The following is a 15,293-nucleotide window of genomic DNA, read 5'->3' on the forward strand; positions in this document are numbered from 1 at the left end:
ACACGGTCACGGCGGGCGAGAAGTTCGCCGACCGCGCATCCATCCGCACGGTGTAGTCCTCGCCCGACCGCTCCCATTCGAAGAAGACGCGATTGAAGTTGAGGTTCAGCGCCGAGATCGAGGGGTTGTAGCCCGCGTACGGAAGCTGCGCGGGGTCGATCTGCTCGATGAAGGGCAGCGCGTCGGTCGCCACGCGGAAACTTCCCGTGACCTGCCGGACGCCGAGTTCGTCGAGCGCGCGGACCATGGCGTCGAGCACGTCGGTGTCGAGCAGCGGGTCGCCGCCGCCCACGAGCCAGAGGTCCCCCTCGATCCGCCCGTCCGACAGCGTCCCGTCCGTCACCAGCCGGGTGCGGAAGCGGTAGCCCGGCCCAAGCCGGTCGAGCCCGTAGGCCGTCGTCACCGCCTTCGCGACGCTTGCGGGCGGCAGCGGATGGAGCGGCTGGAAGACCTCGAGCATCTCGCCCGTTGCGGCGTCCGCCACCGCGCATCCGACCCGCCCGGGCAGTCCCGCATCGGCGATCATCTCGGCCAGCGGGGGGACGGAGCGGCGGATCAGGTCGCCCGATCGCGGCTGCGGGAAGAGCGACGTCTCGGGCGCGCTCGACCAGGCCTTGCCCGCGGCGGCCGCCGTCAATGCGCCTGAAAGAAAGAGTCGTCTCGAAACCATTCTGGTCGAATACCCGCAGCCCAGGTCCCGACCCTATTCAGGGAAGGGAGTCGTCTCAACCCCCGGATTGCGTCAATGGTGCCTGACCTTACCACTCCCCCCGCGCACGGATCGCGGAGGAGGAGATGTCGATCATCGGCACGTCGAGATAGGTCCAGGCAGGCGCTTGCGCGCGGGGCAGGACGCGTGCGGCGGGGGCGGGCAGTCGTGCCGCCTCGAAGATGCGCGCCGCCCGCGCCGTGCGGGCCGAGACGCCGAGGCCCGGCCGCGCCAGGACGGCGACCGGCACGCTCCGCATGATCCGGTCCCAGCGTTGCCAGCGGTGGAACTGCGCGAGGTTGTCGGCCCCCATGAGCCAGACGAAGCGCACGCCCGGATAGAGCGCGCGGAGCGCCTCGAGCGTCCCGGCGGTGTACCGCGTGCCGAGGCGCGCCTCGATGTCGGTCACGACGATGCGCGGATGGTGGATCAGCCTGCGGGCGGCCTCGATCCGGCGCGCGAGGGGCGCGGGCCCCTTCTCCTTCAGCGGGTTGCCGGGGCTCACCAGCCACCACAGACGGTCGAGCCCGAGCCGCTTCAGCGCCTCGCGGCTGACATGGACATGGCCCGCGTGCGGCGGGTCGAAGGACCCCCCGAAGAGCCCCACGGTCATGCCCGGCAAGGCAACCGGCAGTCCTGTCCTGTCCAACGGCCCTTCCCTCGCCCGCATCCCGTCGGGCCGAGCGGTATCAGCCCAATGCGCGGGAGTGCAAAGGAAAAAGGGGCGCCCGGATCGCGCCGGACGCCCTCTCTCGCCGTCAGATGCCCCAGTATGGGTTGGGACCGGGGGGCGCGTTGGCCCGGCCCGGCCGCGTCTCGGGCAGACCGATGTCACGCCTCAGGTGGTCGGGGATGTCGACCTGCGGGCGCTGCCGGACGAGCGCGGCCAGCCTCCGGACGGCGCGGCGGAACCGCCGCCGCCAGGACGGGACGGTGGAATAGTGGACGTGGATGACCTGGGTGGTGTGCATGGCGCTCTCCTTGGGAAGTGGGGAGAGCCGCCCGGGCGAGGGGGAAAACGAAAAAGGCCGCTCACTCGGGCGGCCTCCGGGTCAGATGCCTCGTGTGCCGCGCGTCAGGCGTTCTTGCCCATCGGGCAAAGTGCGATCCGGCGACGATACGACATGAGGTCTCCTCGGGATCCGGCCCGGACATCGGGCAGGTGGGTGTCCGATAGCCGGGCGGCGGCGTTTCCCGCAAGCAGGGAAATCCCTACCCGACGGCATTCGCGCCCGACCGTGCCCCTCCTGCATCAGCGGGCGATTGCAGGCGGCCCCCCGAAAGGCTACATCCCTCCCGATCCCGCACAGAGCCCCGCCCAGCCGCAAGGAACGCACATGGCCAGCTACCAGTATGTCTATCACATGGATGGCGTCTCCAAGACCTATCCCGGCGGCAAGAAATGCTTCGAGAACATCCGCCTGAGCTTCCTGCCCGGCGTGAAGATCGGCGTCGTGGGCGTGAACGGCGCGGGCAAGTCGACGCTGCTGCGCATCATGGCGGGCTGGGACAAGGACTTCGCGGGCGAGGCCTGGGCCGCCGAGGGCGCGCATGTGGGCTACCTGCCGCAGGAGCCGCAGCTCGAAGAAGGCCTGACGGTGCGCGAGAACGTCATGCTGGGCGTTGCCGGCAAGAAGGCCAAGCTCGACCGCTTCAACGAGCTCGCCATGAACTACTCCGACGAGACCGCCGAGGAGATGGCGTCCCTCCAGGACCAGATCGACAGCGAGAACCTCTGGGATCTCGACAGCCAGATCGACGTCGCGATGGAGGCGCTGCGCTGCCCGCCGGACGAGGCGATGCCGGCCACGCTCTCGGGCGGCGAGCGCCGCCGCGTCGCGCTCTGCAAGCTGCTGCTCGAGGCGCCGGACATGCTGCTGCTCGACGAGCCGACGAACCACCTCGACGCCGAGACGATCGCCTGGCTGCAACAGCACCTGATCGACTACAAGGGCACCTGCCTGATCGTCACGCACGACCGCTATTTCCTCGACGACATCACCGGCTGGATCCTCGAGCTCGACCGCGGGCGGGGCATTCCCTACGAGGGCAACTACTCCTCCTGGCTCGAGCAGAAGGCCAAGCGGCTCGAGCAGGAGGCGCGCGAGGACAAGTCCAGGCAGAAGACGCTGCAGCGCGAGCTCGAGTGGATCCGCGCCGGCGCCAAGGCGCGGCAGGCCAAGCAGAAGGCCCGGATCAACGCCTACGAGCAGATGGCCAGCCAGTCCGAGCGCGAGAAGGTCGGCCGCGCCCAGATCATCATCCCGAACGGTCCCCGCCTCGGCCAGAAGGTGATCGAGGTGAACGGGCTCAAGAAGGGCTACGGCGACCGCCTGCTGATCGAGGACCTCACCTTCTCGCTGCCGCCGGGCGGCATCGTGGGCGTGATCGGCCCGAACGGCGCGGGCAAGTCGACGCTGTTCCGGATGCTGACCGGGCAGGAGCAGCCCGACGAGGGCACGCTCGAATACGGCGACACGGTGAAGCTGAGCTACGTGGACCAGTCGCGCGATGCGCTCGACCCCAACAAGACCGTCTGGGAGGAGATCTCGGGCGGGGCCGAGATCATCGAGCTCGGGGACGCCTCCATGAACTCCCGCGCCTATTGCGGGGCGTTCAACTTCAAGGGCGGCGACCAGCAGAAGAAGGTGGGCCTCCTGTCGGGCGGCGAGCGCAACCGCGTCCACATGGCGAAACTGCTCAAGTCGGGCGGCAACGTGCTGCTACTGGACGAGCCGACGAACGACCTCGACGTCGAGACGCTGCGCGCGCTCGAGGACGCGCTCGAGGATTTCGCGGGCTGCGCCGTGATCATCAGCCACGACCGCTTCTTCCTCGACCGCCTCTGCACCCACATCCTCGCCTTCGAGGGCGAGGCCCATGTGGAATGGTTCGAGGGCAACTTCGAGGATTACGAGGAAGACAAGAAGCGGCGGCTGGGACCCGACGCGCTGGAGCCGAAGCGGGTGAAGTACAAGAAGTTTGCCCGCTGACCCACAGGTAGGGCGGGACTTGTCCCGCCACCCCTTCCCACGCGCAGGGCGGGACGTGTCCCGCCAAACCCGGCGCGGCGGGCCGCACACCCGCCTCAGGCCGCCTCGCCGAAAGCGCCCTCGATCGCTTCGCTCCGCCATTCCGGCTCAACCAATCCGAGGCGGATGTCGCGATGGATGGATGACGCCGCCCAGTCTGTCGGCCGGACCACCAGGCCGTGCTTGACCGGGTTTCCCCAGCAATAGCGGATATGTGTCTGTAGATCGCGTTCGTCCCGGCAGTGATGCTCCCAGAAGCGCGGCTGCCAGATGCCGAGTTCCCCCTTGCGGGCTTCCGTTCCCGGACCGGAGAGCGGCGGGACAAGTCCCGCCCTACGGGCGTCGCGGCTGAACCGCGCCTTTATGCGGCCCCAGCGCTGCGAGTAGTTCGGGTCCGCCTCGGGAAGCCGCCAGACGGCGTGCATGTGATCGGGCAGGACCACCCATGCGAGGATGTCGAACGGGCGGTCCCTGAGGACGACGCGGACCGCCTCCCTCAGGACGTCGAGGTGGTCGAGAAGTGCGGTCGACGATCGATCCGCCAGGCAGACGGTGAAGAAAATGGGGCTGGGCGAGAACGCCGGGCGACGGTAATTCGGCATGGGACGAAAATGGCCGCAAATGGTTAATGACGCCCGAATGGCCGGCCCCGCGGAATTCGCTGCCCCTTGCAACGAATCCCCCTTTCGGGCATACGTTCGCCCGCGACCGTTACCGCATCGACCAACTGTCTCCTCTACCAAGGCTTCAGTCTCGATCTGCTTAGAACTGACGCCACCCCGCCGCACTTCCGCGGGCGGACAATTGAGTACAGGAGACATCACGATGGCCACCGGCACCGTGAAATGGTTCAACACCACCAAGGGCTTCGGCTTCATCCAGCCCGATGATGGCGGCAAGGACGTGTTCGTGCACATCTCGGCCGTCGAGCGCTCGGGCATGACCGGCCTCGCGGACAACCAGAAGATCAGCTACGACCTCGAGGCCGGCCGCGATGGCCGCCAGAGCGCGGTGAACCTCAAGGCCAAGTGAGGCCTCCGTCACCGGACGACACCGAGGGGCGCGCCGAAAGGCGGCGCCCCTTTTTCGTCGCGGGCGGGGCTTGGCGCGATGACCGGCGTGCATTATATTGACTCCGTCAATCAACTGGAGCCTCCCGCCATGGCCGACCACCGCGTGACCTGCCTCTCCTGCGCCAGCGTGAACCGCGTTCCCGCGACGAAGCTCGGCGCGCATCCCAAGTGCGGCACCTGCGGCGCAAGGCTGATGGAGCCGCGCGTCCACGACATCGACACCGAGACCCTGCGCAAGGCCGAGCGGAACGACACGATCCCCCTCGTCGTCGACTTCTGGGCGCCCTGGTGCGGCCCCTGCCGGATGATGGCGCCCGAGTTCGAGAAGGCCGCGCGCGTCCTCGCCCCCCATGCGCGGCTGGCCAAGGTGAACACGCAGGTCCACGGCGACGCCTCGCAGCGCTACGGGATCCGGGGCATCCCGCTCCTCGTCCTGTTCCGCGACGGGCAGGAGGTCGACCGCCTGCCGGGCGCCCGCCCCGCGACCGAGATCGAGGCCTTCGCCCGCCGCCATACGGCCGAGCGCGCCTGACGCATTGACCGCACCGCCTGGCTGCGCCGGCCGGCCGGACCGAAACTCGGGGCGACCTCCGGGCAGGTCCGGTCGGGCCGCGATTCCCTATCCGCACCGCCCATTCCGCACTGCGGCATCAATGCTGCGCCGCAGCCTGTGGAAAAAATTCGCCTCTCCCCGACAAATGCTTGGCATTTCGGCGGAAATCCGCCATTGTTCACAGAGCGGAAACAACGATCTTTCTCCGCCCCAAATTTACCACATTCTCATTTTACGGTCGTAGAACTCGGTCCATGGAGGACTGTGCGGAGGGGTTGCGTGGCTGTAGGACTGGTACTACTGGCAGGCTTCATCGCTCTGCCCGTCGCGATCGGGGCCTGGATTCTGGGCTTCGTTCCCTTCGGCGGCGCCGTCCTGCTCTACGTCGGCACGGGCTGGGCCGTCCTGGCCGCCGGAATGCTCTCCGCCATGATCGGGCAAATCCTCGGACGCGGTCCCGACGAGCACGACGACGCCACCCGCATCGCCGTCAAGGCCGCCGACCGCGGCTGACCCCGCGCTGCCGCGGACGACGCCGACGAACACCCAGCGATCCTGCAGGCCGCCCGAACCATCCGCCCGTGACATCCCGGACGCGGAGGCATCGCCGACCCGGAGAAATCCGTGACGCGGGCCTCCACTCCTTCTGCCATCCGGCGCGGGATGGCCCGGTCATCAGCCCCGCGAAGAGGGTCAGCGAACCGCGATCACGAGCAGCGGGGGGATCGCCATCGCCGTCCAGATGCAGAAGAACATGGCCGCGCGGCCCATGCGGTTCCACAGCGCGATATCGGCGTCCTCCCCGACCTCGGCGACAGCGGTTCCGTTCTCGATCTGATCCATGCGCGACATGACGTATCTCCATCTTCCGGCGCCGCCTCCGCCGAGCGGCCCGAAAAAGATAGTCCCGCCAGATGCGGCGTCCAGAGGCATCGCTGATCCGCCCGCCCCGCCCGCGGTTCCCCGCCGGTCGCCCGGGACGCTGGATCATCCCGGAGCCTTGCGTCATCCTGCGCCCGTCACATGCCCGGAGCCTCGATGTCCCGTCGGTCCGCCCCCTTCTTCGCCGCCCTTTGCCTGGCACTGGGACTGGCGACGCCCGCCGCCGCCCAGAGCGCGGCCGAGACGGCCTATGTCCTGGCGCTGATGCGGGGGATGAACCAGCTTTCGGTACGCTTCGACCGCGAGGTCTGCGGCTTCGTCCTGAGGGACGCGGAGGGCAGGTACGCCTCCACCAAGGTCTCCTGGGGCGGGCACGCGAGCTGCGCCTCCCTGCCGCTCGGGCCCGGTGTCGTCGCCGTCTCCTCGTGGCACACCCATGCCGCCTTCGCACGGGACTACGACGGCGAGGTGCCCTCGATCCAGGACGTGGAAGGCGACATGTCGATGGGCGTCAACGGCTGGGTCGCGACGCCGGGCGGGCGGCTCTGGTTCGTCGACGGGCGGACGGGCGACCTCAGGCAGGTCTGCGGGCGCGGCTGCCTGCCGTCGGACCCCGGCTTCGTGCCCGAGATCTACGGCGCGGTGCCGGAGGATTTCTCGCTCGACCGGCTCTATGCGCGGTTCGGGCGCGCGCGGTAGCCCCGGCGCGCCCCTCCCCTCACTCGGCCGCGTCGAGGTAGTCCTCGACCGGCGGACAGGTGCAGACGAGGTGCCGGTCGCCGTAGACGTTGTCGACCCGGTTGACGGGCGGCCAGTACTTGTCGACCCGGAAGGCGCCCGGCGGGAAGCATCCCTCCTCGCGGCTGTAGGCCCGGTTCCAGTCGCGCACGAGGTCCTCCATCGTGTGCGGCGCGAGGCGGAGCGGGCTGTCCTCCACCGCGATCGAGCCGCTCTCGACCGCCGCGATCTCGTCGCGGATGGCGAGCATCGCGGTGATGAAGCGGTCGAGCTCGGCCTTCGACTCGCTCTCGGTCGGCTCGATCATCAGCGTGCCCGCCACGGGCCAGCTCATCGTCGGCGCGTGGAAGCCGTGGTCGACGAGGCGCTTGGCGATGTCGTCCACCGTCACGCCAGCCTCCGCGAAGGGCCGCGTGTCGAGAATGCATTCATGCGCGACACGCCCCTTGCGGCCCGCGAAGAGCACGTCGTAGGCGCCCTTCAGCCGCGAGGCGATGTAGTTCGCGTTCAGGATCGCGACCTTCGTGGCCTGCGTCAGCCCCGCGCCCCCCATGAGCCGCACATACGCGTAGGAGATCGGCAGGATCGAGGCCGAGCCGTAGGGCGCGCCCGAGACCGGCCCCTCCGCGCCGCCCGTCTCGGGGTGGCCGGGCAGGTGGGGCGCGAGATGCGCCTTGACGCCGATCGGCCCCATGCCGGGACCGCCGCCGCCATGCGGGATGCAGAAGGTCTTGTGCAGGTTGAGGTGGCTCACGTCCGCGCCGATCTCGCCCGGCTTGGACAGGCCGACCATCGCGTTCAGGTTCGCCCCGTCGAGATAGACCTGCCCGCCGTGCTCATGCGTGATCCGGCAGACCTCGGTCACCGTCTCCTCGAAGACGCCGTGGGTCGAGGGATAGGTGATCATGCAGGCGGCGAGCCGGTCGCCCGCGGCCTCGGCCTTGGCGCGGAAGTCCTCCACGTCCACGTCGCCGTTCTCGGCCGCCTTCACCACGACCACGTCCATCCCCGCCATCTGCGCCGAGGCCGGGTTCGTGCCGTGCGCCGAGACGGGGATGAGGCAGACGCGCCGGTGCCCCTCGCCCCGGGCGCGGTGGTAGGCGGCGATCGTCAGGAGGCCGGCGTACTCCCCCTGCGCGCCCGAGTTCGGCTGCATCGACATCGCGTCGTAGCCGGTGATCTCGCAGAGCCGCCGGGCGAGGTCGTCGATCATCGCGGCATAGCCCACGGCCTGGTCGGCGGGAGCGAAGGGGTGGATGCCGTTGAACTCGGGCCAGGTGACCGGCATCATCTCGACGGCCGCGTTCAGCTTCATCGTGCAGGAGCCGAGCGGGATCATCGCCCGGTCGAGCGCGAGGTCCCGGTCCGAGAGCCGGCGCATGTAGCGCATCATCTCGCTCTCGGCGCGGTTCATGTGGAAGATGGGGTGCGTCAGGTAGTCCGACCGGCGGAGCAGCGCCTCCGGGATCGTCGGCGCGGCCTCGGCCGGCGGCTTCGCGACGCCGAAGGCCAGCGCCACGGCCTCGAGGTGCTCCTCCGTCGTGGTCTCGTCAATCGAGATGCCGATCCGGTCCGAGCCCACGTCGCGCAGGATGATCCCCCGCGCAACGGCGGCGGCCATGATGCGCGACTGCCGGTCGCCCACCGGAACGGTGATCGTGTCGAAGAAGGCAGCGGCCTCGGGCGCGAAGCCGCCCTTCGCCAGCGACGCGGCGAGGCGCGCGGCCCTCAGGTGCACGCGCTCGGCGATGGCGCGCAGGCCCTTCGGCCCGTGGAACACGGCGTAGAAGCTCGCCATGACGGCCAGCAGCGCCTGCGCCGTGCAGACGTTCGAGGTCGCCTTCTCGCGGCGGATGTGCTGCTCGCGGGTCTGCAGCGCGAGCCGGTAGGCCTTGTGGCCGTGGCTGTCGACCGAGACGCCGACGATCCGGCCGGGCATGGCGCGCTTGTGCGCGTCGTGGCAGGCGAGGAAGGCCGCGTGCGGCCCGCCATACCCCAGCGGCACGCCGAAGCGCTGCGCCGAGCCCACGGCGATGTCCGCCCCCATCGCGCCCGGCTCCTTCACCAGCGTCAGCGCGAGAAGGTCGGTCGCGACGATCCCGATGGCCTTCTGCGCGTGCAGCGCGGCGATGGCCTCGCTCGGGTCCGCAAGGTGCCCGTAGGTGCCGGGATACTGGAAGATCGCGCCGAAGACGGTCCCCGGATCGAGCGCCGAGACGGGTCCCACGATCACCTCGATCCCGAGCGGCTCGGCCCGCGTCCGCATCACCGCGATGTTCTGCGGATGGCAGGCCTCGTCGACGAAGAAGGCCCGCGCCTTCGACTTCGCCACCCGCTCGGCCATGACCATGGCCTCGGCGCAGGCGGTCGCCTCGTCGAGGAGCGAGGCGTTCGCCACCTCGAGCCCCGTCAGGTCCGCCACCATCGTCTGGAAGTTCAGCAGCGCCTCGAGCCGCCCTTGCGCGATCTCCGGCTGGTAGGGCGTGTAGGCCGTGTACCAGGCCGGGTTCTCCAGCACGTTGCGCTGGATCGCGGGGGGCGTGTGGGTGCCGTAGTAGCCCTGTCCGATCATCTGGACCATCGGCTTGTTGCGCGCCGCGATCTCCCGCATGTGCGCCAGAAGCTCCGCCTCCGACATCGGCGCCCAGTCGAGCGGGCGCGCCTGCCGGATCGTGTCCGGCACGGTCTCGGCGATCAGCGCGTCGAGGCTCGCGGCGCCCACGGCCTCGAGCATCTCGGCCATCTCGGCGGGCGAGGGCCCGATGTGGCGGCGGTTCGCGAAGTCGGTCGGATCGTAGTCGGTCGTCGTCCAGGGCATGCTCTCGCCTCTCGCAACGGGCCCGGGGCATCCCGCCCCGCCCCTTCATCTTTCCGAAAATACCGCCGGGGGGTTCCGGGGGGCTGGCCCCCCGGTCGCAGGCGGCCGGGATCACTCCCCGATATGGTCCTTGTACTCGTCCTCGGTCATGAAGTCGTCGAGCGCACCGATGTCCTCGACCCTGATCTTGAAGAACCAGGCGTCCCCCATCGGGTCCTCGTTCACCAGCGCGGGGTTCTCGGCCAGCGCCTCGTTGATCTCCACGATCTCGCCGTCGATGGGCGCGACGATGTCCGAGGCGGCCTTGACGCTCTCGATGACGACGATCTCGTCGCCCTTGGCGACCTGCGTCTCGATCTCGGGCAGTTCGACGTAGACGACATCGCCGAGCTGGGTCGCGGCGTATTCGGTGATGCCCACGACGATCACGTCGCTGCCGGGGGCCTCGGGGCGGAGCCATTCATGGTCTTCTGTGAACTTCATCTGTCCCACTCGCGTCTCTGGTGTCAGCGTTTGTATCCGGGTTCGACGAAGGGCATGGGCACCTGCCGCGCGGGCAGGCGCTTGCCGCGCACTTCGCCGTAGAGGGTGGCATGCTCGGGCACGCCCGCGTCAAGCAGCGCGATCGCCACGGGCGCGCCGAGCGACGGGCCGAAGCCGCCCGAGGTGACGTGGCCGACCTGCGTGCCGCCCGTCTCCGCATCGAAAAGGCGCGTGCCTCCCCGCATCGGCGCCCGCCCCTCGGGAAGGAGGCCCGCCCGCCGGCGCGGCGCGCCCGCCTCGAGCTGCGCGAGGATCACGTCCGCGCCCGGGAAGCCGCCTTCGCGGTCGCCGCCCCGCCGCCGCACCTTCTGGATCGCCCAGGCGAGGCCCGCCTCGACCGGCGTGATGTCGGGGCCGAGTTCCTGCCCGTAGAGCGGGAGCCCCGCCTCGAGCCGAAGCGAATCGCGCGCGCCGAGGCCGATCGGCGCGACCCGATCATCCGACAGGAGCGCGCGCGCGAAGGCCTCGGCCGCGTCCGCCGGCAGCGAGACCTCGAACCCGTCCTCGCCGGTATAGCCCGAGCGGGAGATCCACAGCCCCGCCCCCTCCCACGGCGCCCGGATCACGTCCATGAAGCGCATGTCCGCGGCCTGCGGCACGAGGCCCGCCATCGCGGCCTCCGCCATCGGCCCCTGCAGCGCGAGGAGCGCGCGGTCGCCCAGCACCTCGACACCCGGCACATGCGCCTTCAGGTGCGCGATATCCGCCTCGGCGCAGGCCGCGTTGACGACGAGGTGCAGCCCGTCCTGGTGCCGCGCGATCATCAGGTCGTCGAGAAGACCACCCGCCGCGTTCGTGAAATAGGCGTAGCGCTGGCGCCCCGGCTTCAGCCCGGTCACGTCCATCGGCACCAGCGCCTCGAGCGCCGTGCCCGCATCGACGCCCAGCCAGACCTGGCCCATGTGCGAGACGTCGAAGAGGCCCGCCTTCTCCCGGCACCAGAGATGCTCGGCCATCACGCCGGGGCCGTAGCGCACCGGCATCTCCCAGCCCGCGAAGGGCACGAAGCTCGCCTCGTGCGCGGCATGCAGCGCCCGGAGCGGCAGCGTCTTCAGGTCTTCGGCGGCACCCGTATCGGCCATGTCATCCCGTTCCCCGGGACTGGCCCGGCATCGCAAGGGCGCGAACGCGCGCCGGTCGATGCCCCCTCTGTCCTTTCGCCTGAGATCGTTATCCCTTCGGCGGATGCGCAGCCGCGCACCTCTCTCCAGAGTCCGTCACCCGCAGCGGTCCCTTGTGCCTGAGAGTTTACCGGGGCGGTTGCTCCTTCGGCCCTGGCTTGCGCCAGCGTCTCCCGTCTGCAGGTGGCGTGAACATAGCGAAGGCCCGCGCCCGCGCAAGAGGTCTTGAAGCGCCCCCGCGCATCCGCCAAGCCTGCGGCCATGGTCGGCGATCCCTTCTTCTTCGGCTACGGCAGCCTCGTGAACCGGCGGACGCACGACTATCCGCGCGTCGCCCTGGCCACCGTGCGCGGCTGGGCGCGGACGTGGAAGCGCACGCGGCTCCGGCAGGTCGCGTTCCTCACCGCCGTCGAGGCGCCCGGCGTCGAGATCGAGGGGCTGATCGCGGCGGTGCCGGACGGCGACTGGACCGCGCTCGACGCGCGCGAATACGCCTATCACCGCCTGCCCGTCGCCGAGATCGCGCATGGGCACGGAGACGCGGCCCTCGACATCCAGATCTACCGCACGAAGCCCGAGCACGACACCGACGCCTCCGAGGCGCACCCGATCCTGCTGAGCTACCTCGACACGGTGATCCAGGGCTACCTGACCGAGTTCGGCGAGGACGGCGCTCGGCGCTTCTTCGAGACGACCTCGGGCTGGGAGGCGCCGGTCTTCGACGACCGGGCCCGACCCGTCTATCCCCGCGCGACGCGGACCACGGCGGAGGAGCGCAACCTCGTCGATACCGAGCTTCTCCTGCGCGGCGTCCGGCGCACCGCGCGGCTCTGATCCGTCGCGGACGGGCTTCGTTCAGCTTTCGGCAAGTCCCGTGCCGTATGGCTCGGGACACAGGAAACCGGGAGATGCGCGTCATGCTTTGGACGAGGAAGGTTCACAGGGAGGAGGGCCCGTCCGAGTTCGGGCCGATCATGGACATGATCGACCGCACGCAGGCGCGGATCGAGTTTCAGCCGGATGGCACCATCATCTGCGCCAACGGGAACTTCCTCGCCGCCACCGGCTTCGCGCTCGACGAGGTGGTGGGCCGCCATCACCGCATCTTCTGCGACGCGGACCTCGCCCGATCCCCCGGATACGCGGAATTCTGGCGTCGTCTCGCCGCGGGCGAGAGCTTCTCGGGGGAGTTTCCGCGTGTCACGAAGGCCGGCAATCGCCTGTGGATCTTCGCAACCTACGCGCCCGTCATGAAGGAGGACGGAAGCGTCCGGAAGATCGTGAAGCTCTGCTCGGACATCACGCCGCGCAAGCTCGCCGTGGAACAGATCGCGGGCGCGCTTGCCGCGCTCGACGAGGGGCGCCTCGACGTTCGGCTGCGGATCGGCCAAGGGTCGGGGCTCGAGCACCTCGAACCCATCTTCAACGGCGCGATGCAGGCGCTGGAAACGGCAATGGCCCGCACGCTGGCGACGCTCGACCTGCTCGAGGAGACCGCGTCGCGGAGCGCCGCCGAAACCCGGCAGGCGATGGAGGAAACCGGGCTTCAGGCGCGGGAATGCCACGAGACGCGGGATGTCGTGGACCGCGCCGCCGCCTCCCTGGGCGAGGCCGTCGGGACGGTCGACGCGTCGCTCTCGTCGGTGCGCCGCGGCGTCAGCGACGTGCGCGACGGCGCCGACAGCATCCGCAACGCCCTCGGCGCGGCGCAGGACATGCGGGAGGAGGCGCGCACCATGGTCTCGGTCAACCGCCTGATCGACGACGTGTCCTTCCAGACCAATCTTCTCGCCCTGAATGCCGGGATCGAGGCAGCCCGCGCCGGAAACGCGGGCGCGGGCTTCTCGGTCGTCGCGGCGGAGATCCGGGTGCTCGCGCAGCGGGCCGCCGATGCCTCGCAGGAGATCGCCAAGCGGATCGAGACGATCAACACGCATTCCTCGGAGCTCACGGCCCGCGTCGAGGCGGGCAACGAACGTCTGGCGAGCGTTCTTGCCGGGCTCGAGGAGGCCTCGCGCACCATGGAGCATCTCGGCGACGTGACACGGGGCGAGACGGAGACCCTGCGCGCCGCCAGGGAGACGCTCTGCCGTCTTGCGCGCCAGCTGGACGACGGACGCTCGGGCGCGCAGGAGCGTGTCGGATCGACCGAAAGCCAGGTCTCGCAGCTCCGCTCTGTCAGCGGCGAGATCCGCGGCATGCTGGGGCGCTTCGCCGAGGGGCGGCCCCCGGGACACATGGCCGCCGAATGATCGTGCCGACGAAGGTGCGGAAACCGGGCCGACAGCCCGTCATGGCCGGCCCCCGGCGGTTGCCCGGTGCCGACGCGCGCCGGGCCGGCGACGGCGGGCGGCACGGAGCGCGCCCGCAAGGGGACGTCAGAGCGTCGGCTTCTTCCGGAGCAGGCGCATGACGTCCGCCATCTCCGGCCCGGAGGCGCGCCCCGTCACCGCCTTGCGCAGCGGCATGAAGAGCGCCTTGCCCTTCCGTCCCGTCGCGTCCTTCACGGCGTTGGTCCAGGCCGCCCAGGTGCCGGCGTCGTAGGGCGGCTCGGCCAGCATCGCGAAGGCCTCGGCCACGAAGTCGCGGTCCTCGGCCTCGACCACGGGCGTCGCCCCGTCCCGGAAGAGGGTCCACCACTCCGCCAGCTCGGCGCGCGTGCCGATGTTGGCGCGCGCCACGTCCCAGAAATCGCGGGCGATCGCGTCGGGCACGCCAAGGGCCGCGATCTCGTCCGCCATCTCCTCGAAGGGCGTCTCCTGCAGGCTGCGCGCGGTCAGCGGCCAGAGGTCGTCGGCGTCGAACTTCGTCGGCGCCGCGCCGAAATGCGCCAGGTCGAACCCCTCCGCCAGTTCGTCGAGCGAGCGCGCCAGTTCCACCGGCTGCGACGAGCCGATGCGCGCCATGAAGCTGAGCAGCGCCATGGGCTCCACACCCGCCTTGCGCAGGTCGCGCAGCGACAGCGTGCCGAGGCGCTTGGACAGCGCCTCGCCCTGCGCCCCGGTCAACAGCGAATGGTGCGCGAAGGCGGGCGGCGTGCCGCCCAGCGCCTCGATGATCTGGATCTGCGTCGCGGTGTTCGTCACGTGGTCCGAGCCGCGCACCACATGGGTGATCCCCATGTCCATGTCGTCCACGACCGACGCCAGCGTATAGAGCACCTGTCCGTCGGCGCGGATCAGGACCGGGTCCGAGACGCTGCCCGCGTCGATCGAGATCGGCCCCAGGATGCCGTCCTCCCAGACGATCCGCTCCTGGATGAGCTTGAAGCGCCAGACGCCCGGACCGCGCTCGGCCCTGAGGCGGTCGCGCTCGGCCTCCGACAGCGCCAGGGCCGCGCGGTCGTAGACCGGCGGCAGGCCCATGTTGAGCTGCTTCTTGCGCTTGAGGTCGAGCTCTGTCGGCGTCTCGAAGGCCTCGTAGAACCGCGCCCGCGCGCGCAGCTCGTCCGCCGCCTCCGCATAGCGCCCGAGGCGCTCCGACTGGCGCTCCATCCGGTCCCAGGTGAGGCCGAGCCAGGCGAGATCCTCCTGGATCGCGGTGGCGAATTCCTCGGTCGAGCGCTCGGGGTCGGTGTCGTCGAGCCGCAGGATGAAGGTGCCGCCCGCCTTCCGCGCGATCAGGTGGTTGAACAGCGCCGTGCGCAGGTTGCCCACATGCAGGAATCCCGTGGGCGAGGGCGCGAAGCGGGTGACGGTCATCAGAACCTCCGGGCGGTGCGACGCGTCCTCTTTCACAGACGCGTGCCAAAGTCCATAAGGGGCCATGGAACGACGCAGCGACTGCACGGACTGGGTGGCCCCCGGCCTCGGCGAGATCGAGGC

The 15,293-nt window shown here is 70.0% G+C and carries 16 protein-coding genes and 1 riboswitch; of the genes, 7 read left to right on the top strand and 9 right to left on the bottom strand.

The genetic code is table 11. The annotated features are described in order from the left end of the window. From ACTS11_RS14665 to ACTS11_RS14675, 3 genes are all read right to left on the bottom strand, one after another. Positions 1-637 (bottom strand): D-alanyl-D-alanine carboxypeptidase (locus ACTS11_RS14665; RefSeq protein ID WP_442641045.1); only part of this gene is annotated, 637 nt, incomplete at its 3' end. A 121-nt stretch (positions 638-758) separates the two neighbouring features. Then, complete coding sequence (locus ACTS11_RS14670; protein ID WP_442641046.1) at positions 759-1,379, bottom strand: nicotinate-nucleotide adenylyltransferase; 621 nt, start codon at positions 1,377-1,379, stop codon at positions 759-761. An 88-nt stretch (positions 1,380-1,467) separates the two neighbouring features. Next, on the bottom strand, positions 1,468-1,680 hold the full coding sequence (locus ACTS11_RS14675; RefSeq protein WP_442641047.1) for a hypothetical protein: 213 nt from the start codon (positions 1,678-1,680) through the stop codon (positions 1,468-1,470). Between the two features lie 366 nt (positions 1,681-2,046). Here ACTS11_RS14675 and ettA point away from each other — a divergent pair, with 366 nt between their 5' ends. Then, positions 2,047-3,702: an energy-dependent translational throttle protein EttA gene (ettA, locus tag ACTS11_RS14680; protein ID WP_442641048.1), complete on the top strand. Its 1,656-nt coding sequence runs from the start codon at positions 2,047-2,049 to the stop codon at positions 3,700-3,702. Positions 3,703-3,797: 95 nt separating this feature from the next. On the opposite strand, the gene ACTS11_RS14685 is transcribed toward ettA, so the two are convergent. Further along, positions 3,798-4,343: an REP-associated tyrosine transposase gene (locus ACTS11_RS14685; protein WP_442641049.1), complete on the bottom strand. Its 546-nt coding sequence runs from the start codon at positions 4,341-4,343 to the stop codon at positions 3,798-3,800. A gap of 223 nt (positions 4,344-4,566) precedes the next feature. On the opposite strand from ACTS11_RS14685, the gene ACTS11_RS14690 reads away from it, so the two are divergent. The 3 genes from ACTS11_RS14690 (at position 4,567) to ACTS11_RS14700 (ending at position 5,880) form a co-directional block, all read left to right on the top strand. Then, complete coding sequence (locus ACTS11_RS14690) at positions 4,567-4,773, top strand: cold-shock protein (RefSeq protein WP_442641050.1); 207 nt, start codon at positions 4,567-4,569, stop codon at positions 4,771-4,773. Between the two features lie 129 nt (positions 4,774-4,902). Next, complete coding sequence (trxC, locus tag ACTS11_RS14695; protein WP_442641051.1) at positions 4,903-5,346, top strand: thioredoxin TrxC; 444 nt, start codon at positions 4,903-4,905, stop codon at positions 5,344-5,346. A 300-nt stretch (positions 5,347-5,646) separates the two neighbouring features. Further along, positions 5,647-5,880: a hypothetical protein gene (locus tag ACTS11_RS14700; RefSeq protein ID WP_442641052.1), complete on the top strand. Its 234-nt coding sequence runs from the start codon at positions 5,647-5,649 to the stop codon at positions 5,878-5,880. Positions 5,881-6,060: 180 nt separating this feature from the next. Here the strand turns inward: ACTS11_RS14700 and ACTS11_RS14705 are convergent, their stop codons facing one another. Further along, positions 6,061-6,219 (bottom strand): hypothetical protein, encoded by a 159-nt coding sequence (locus ACTS11_RS14705; RefSeq protein WP_442641053.1) that lies wholly within the window; start codon positions 6,217-6,219, stop codon positions 6,061-6,063. Positions 6,220-6,405: 186 nt separating this feature from the next. On the opposite strand from ACTS11_RS14705, the gene ACTS11_RS14710 reads away from it, so the two are divergent. Next, positions 6,406-6,948, top strand: a complete 543-nt coding sequence (locus ACTS11_RS14710; protein WP_442641054.1) for a DUF4329 domain-containing protein — start codon at positions 6,406-6,408, stop codon at positions 6,946-6,948. A 19-nt stretch (positions 6,949-6,967) separates the two neighbouring features. On the opposite strand, the gene gcvP is transcribed toward ACTS11_RS14710, so the two are convergent. From gcvP to gcvT, 3 genes are all read right to left on the bottom strand, one after another. After that, the gene (gcvP, locus tag ACTS11_RS14715) at positions 6,968-9,805 is read right to left on the bottom strand and encodes an aminomethyl-transferring glycine dehydrogenase (RefSeq protein ID WP_442641055.1); all 2,838 of its coding nucleotides are present in this window, start codon (positions 9,803-9,805) and stop codon (positions 6,968-6,970) included. A 111-nt stretch (positions 9,806-9,916) separates the two neighbouring features. Continuing rightward, positions 9,917-10,288: a glycine cleavage system protein GcvH gene (gcvH, locus tag ACTS11_RS14720; protein ID WP_442641056.1), complete on the bottom strand. Its 372-nt coding sequence runs from the start codon at positions 10,286-10,288 to the stop codon at positions 9,917-9,919. A 23-nt stretch (positions 10,289-10,311) separates the two neighbouring features. Next, entirely contained in the window at positions 10,312-11,430 is a 1,119-nt protein-coding gene (gene gcvT / locus ACTS11_RS14725) for a glycine cleavage system aminomethyltransferase GcvT (RefSeq protein ID WP_442641057.1), read from the bottom strand. A gap of 135 nt (positions 11,431-11,565) precedes the next feature. Continuing rightward, a riboswitch (glycine riboswitch) is annotated at positions 11,566-11,656 on the bottom strand. A gap of 74 nt (positions 11,657-11,730) precedes the next feature. Here gcvT and ACTS11_RS14730 point away from each other — a divergent pair. Both ACTS11_RS14730 and ACTS11_RS14735 read left to right on the top strand, forming a co-directional pair. Further along, positions 11,731-12,303: a gamma-glutamylcyclotransferase family protein gene (locus tag ACTS11_RS14730; protein ID WP_442641058.1), complete on the top strand. Its 573-nt coding sequence runs from the start codon at positions 11,731-11,733 to the stop codon at positions 12,301-12,303. Positions 12,304-12,386: 83 nt separating this feature from the next. Next, positions 12,387-13,721 (top strand): methyl-accepting chemotaxis protein, encoded by a 1,335-nt coding sequence (locus ACTS11_RS14735; RefSeq protein ID WP_442641059.1) that lies wholly within the window; start codon positions 12,387-12,389, stop codon positions 13,719-13,721. Positions 13,722-13,847: 126 nt separating this feature from the next. On the opposite strand, the gene gltX is transcribed toward ACTS11_RS14735, so the two are convergent. Further along, positions 13,848-15,170, bottom strand: a complete 1,323-nt coding sequence (gltX, locus tag ACTS11_RS14740; RefSeq protein ID WP_442641060.1) for a glutamate--tRNA ligase — start codon at positions 15,168-15,170, stop codon at positions 13,848-13,850. Positions 15,171-15,293: the final 123 nt, after the last annotated feature.

Origin of the sequence: Roseicyclus sp. (assembly GCF_052168335.1) — a bacterium.
Classification (GTDB): domain Bacteria; phylum Pseudomonadota; class Alphaproteobacteria; order Rhodobacterales; family Rhodobacteraceae; genus Roseibacterium.

Excerpts from the sequence above, each read along its gene's own strand:
- trxC (WP_442641051.1), top strand. The coding sequence starts at position 4,903 with ATGGCCGACCACCGCGTGACCTGCCTCTCCTGCGCCAGCGTGAACCGC.
- ACTS11_RS14735 (WP_442641059.1), top strand. The coding sequence starts at position 12,387 with ATGCTTTGGACGAGGAAGGTTCACAGGGAGGAGGGCCCGTCCGAGTTC.
- ettA (WP_442641048.1), top strand. The coding sequence starts at position 2,047 with ATGGCCAGCTACCAGTATGTCTATCACATGGATGGCGTCTCCAAGACC.
- gcvH (WP_442641056.1), bottom strand. The coding sequence starts at position 10,288 with ATGAAGTTCACAGAAGACCATGAATGGCTCCGCCCCGAGGCCCCCGGC.
- ACTS11_RS14730 (WP_442641058.1), top strand. The coding sequence starts at position 11,731 with ATGGTCGGCGATCCCTTCTTCTTCGGCTACGGCAGCCTCGTGAACCGG.
- gcvP (WP_442641055.1), bottom strand. The coding sequence starts at position 9,805 with ATGCCCTGGACGACGACCGACTACGATCCGACCGACTTCGCGAACCGC.
- ACTS11_RS14670 (WP_442641046.1), bottom strand. The coding sequence starts at position 1,379 with ATGCGGGCGAGGGAAGGGCCGTTGGACAGGACAGGACTGCCGGTTGCC.
- ACTS11_RS14685 (WP_442641049.1), bottom strand. The coding sequence starts at position 4,343 with ATGCCGAATTACCGTCGCCCGGCGTTCTCGCCCAGCCCCATTTTCTTC.
- ACTS11_RS14705 (WP_442641053.1), bottom strand. The coding sequence starts at position 6,219 with ATGTCGCGCATGGATCAGATCGAGAACGGAACCGCTGTCGCCGAGGTC.
- ACTS11_RS14675 (WP_442641047.1), bottom strand. The coding sequence starts at position 1,680 with ATGCACACCACCCAGGTCATCCACGTCCACTATTCCACCGTCCCGTCC.
- gltX (WP_442641060.1), bottom strand. The coding sequence starts at position 15,170 with ATGACCGTCACCCGCTTCGCGCCCTCGCCCACGGGATTCCTGCATGTG.
- ACTS11_RS14690 (WP_442641050.1), top strand. The coding sequence starts at position 4,567 with ATGGCCACCGGCACCGTGAAATGGTTCAACACCACCAAGGGCTTCGGC.
- gcvT (WP_442641057.1), bottom strand. The coding sequence starts at position 11,430 with ATGGCCGATACGGGTGCCGCCGAAGACCTGAAGACGCTGCCGCTCCGG.
- ACTS11_RS14710 (WP_442641054.1), top strand. The coding sequence starts at position 6,406 with ATGTCCCGTCGGTCCGCCCCCTTCTTCGCCGCCCTTTGCCTGGCACTG.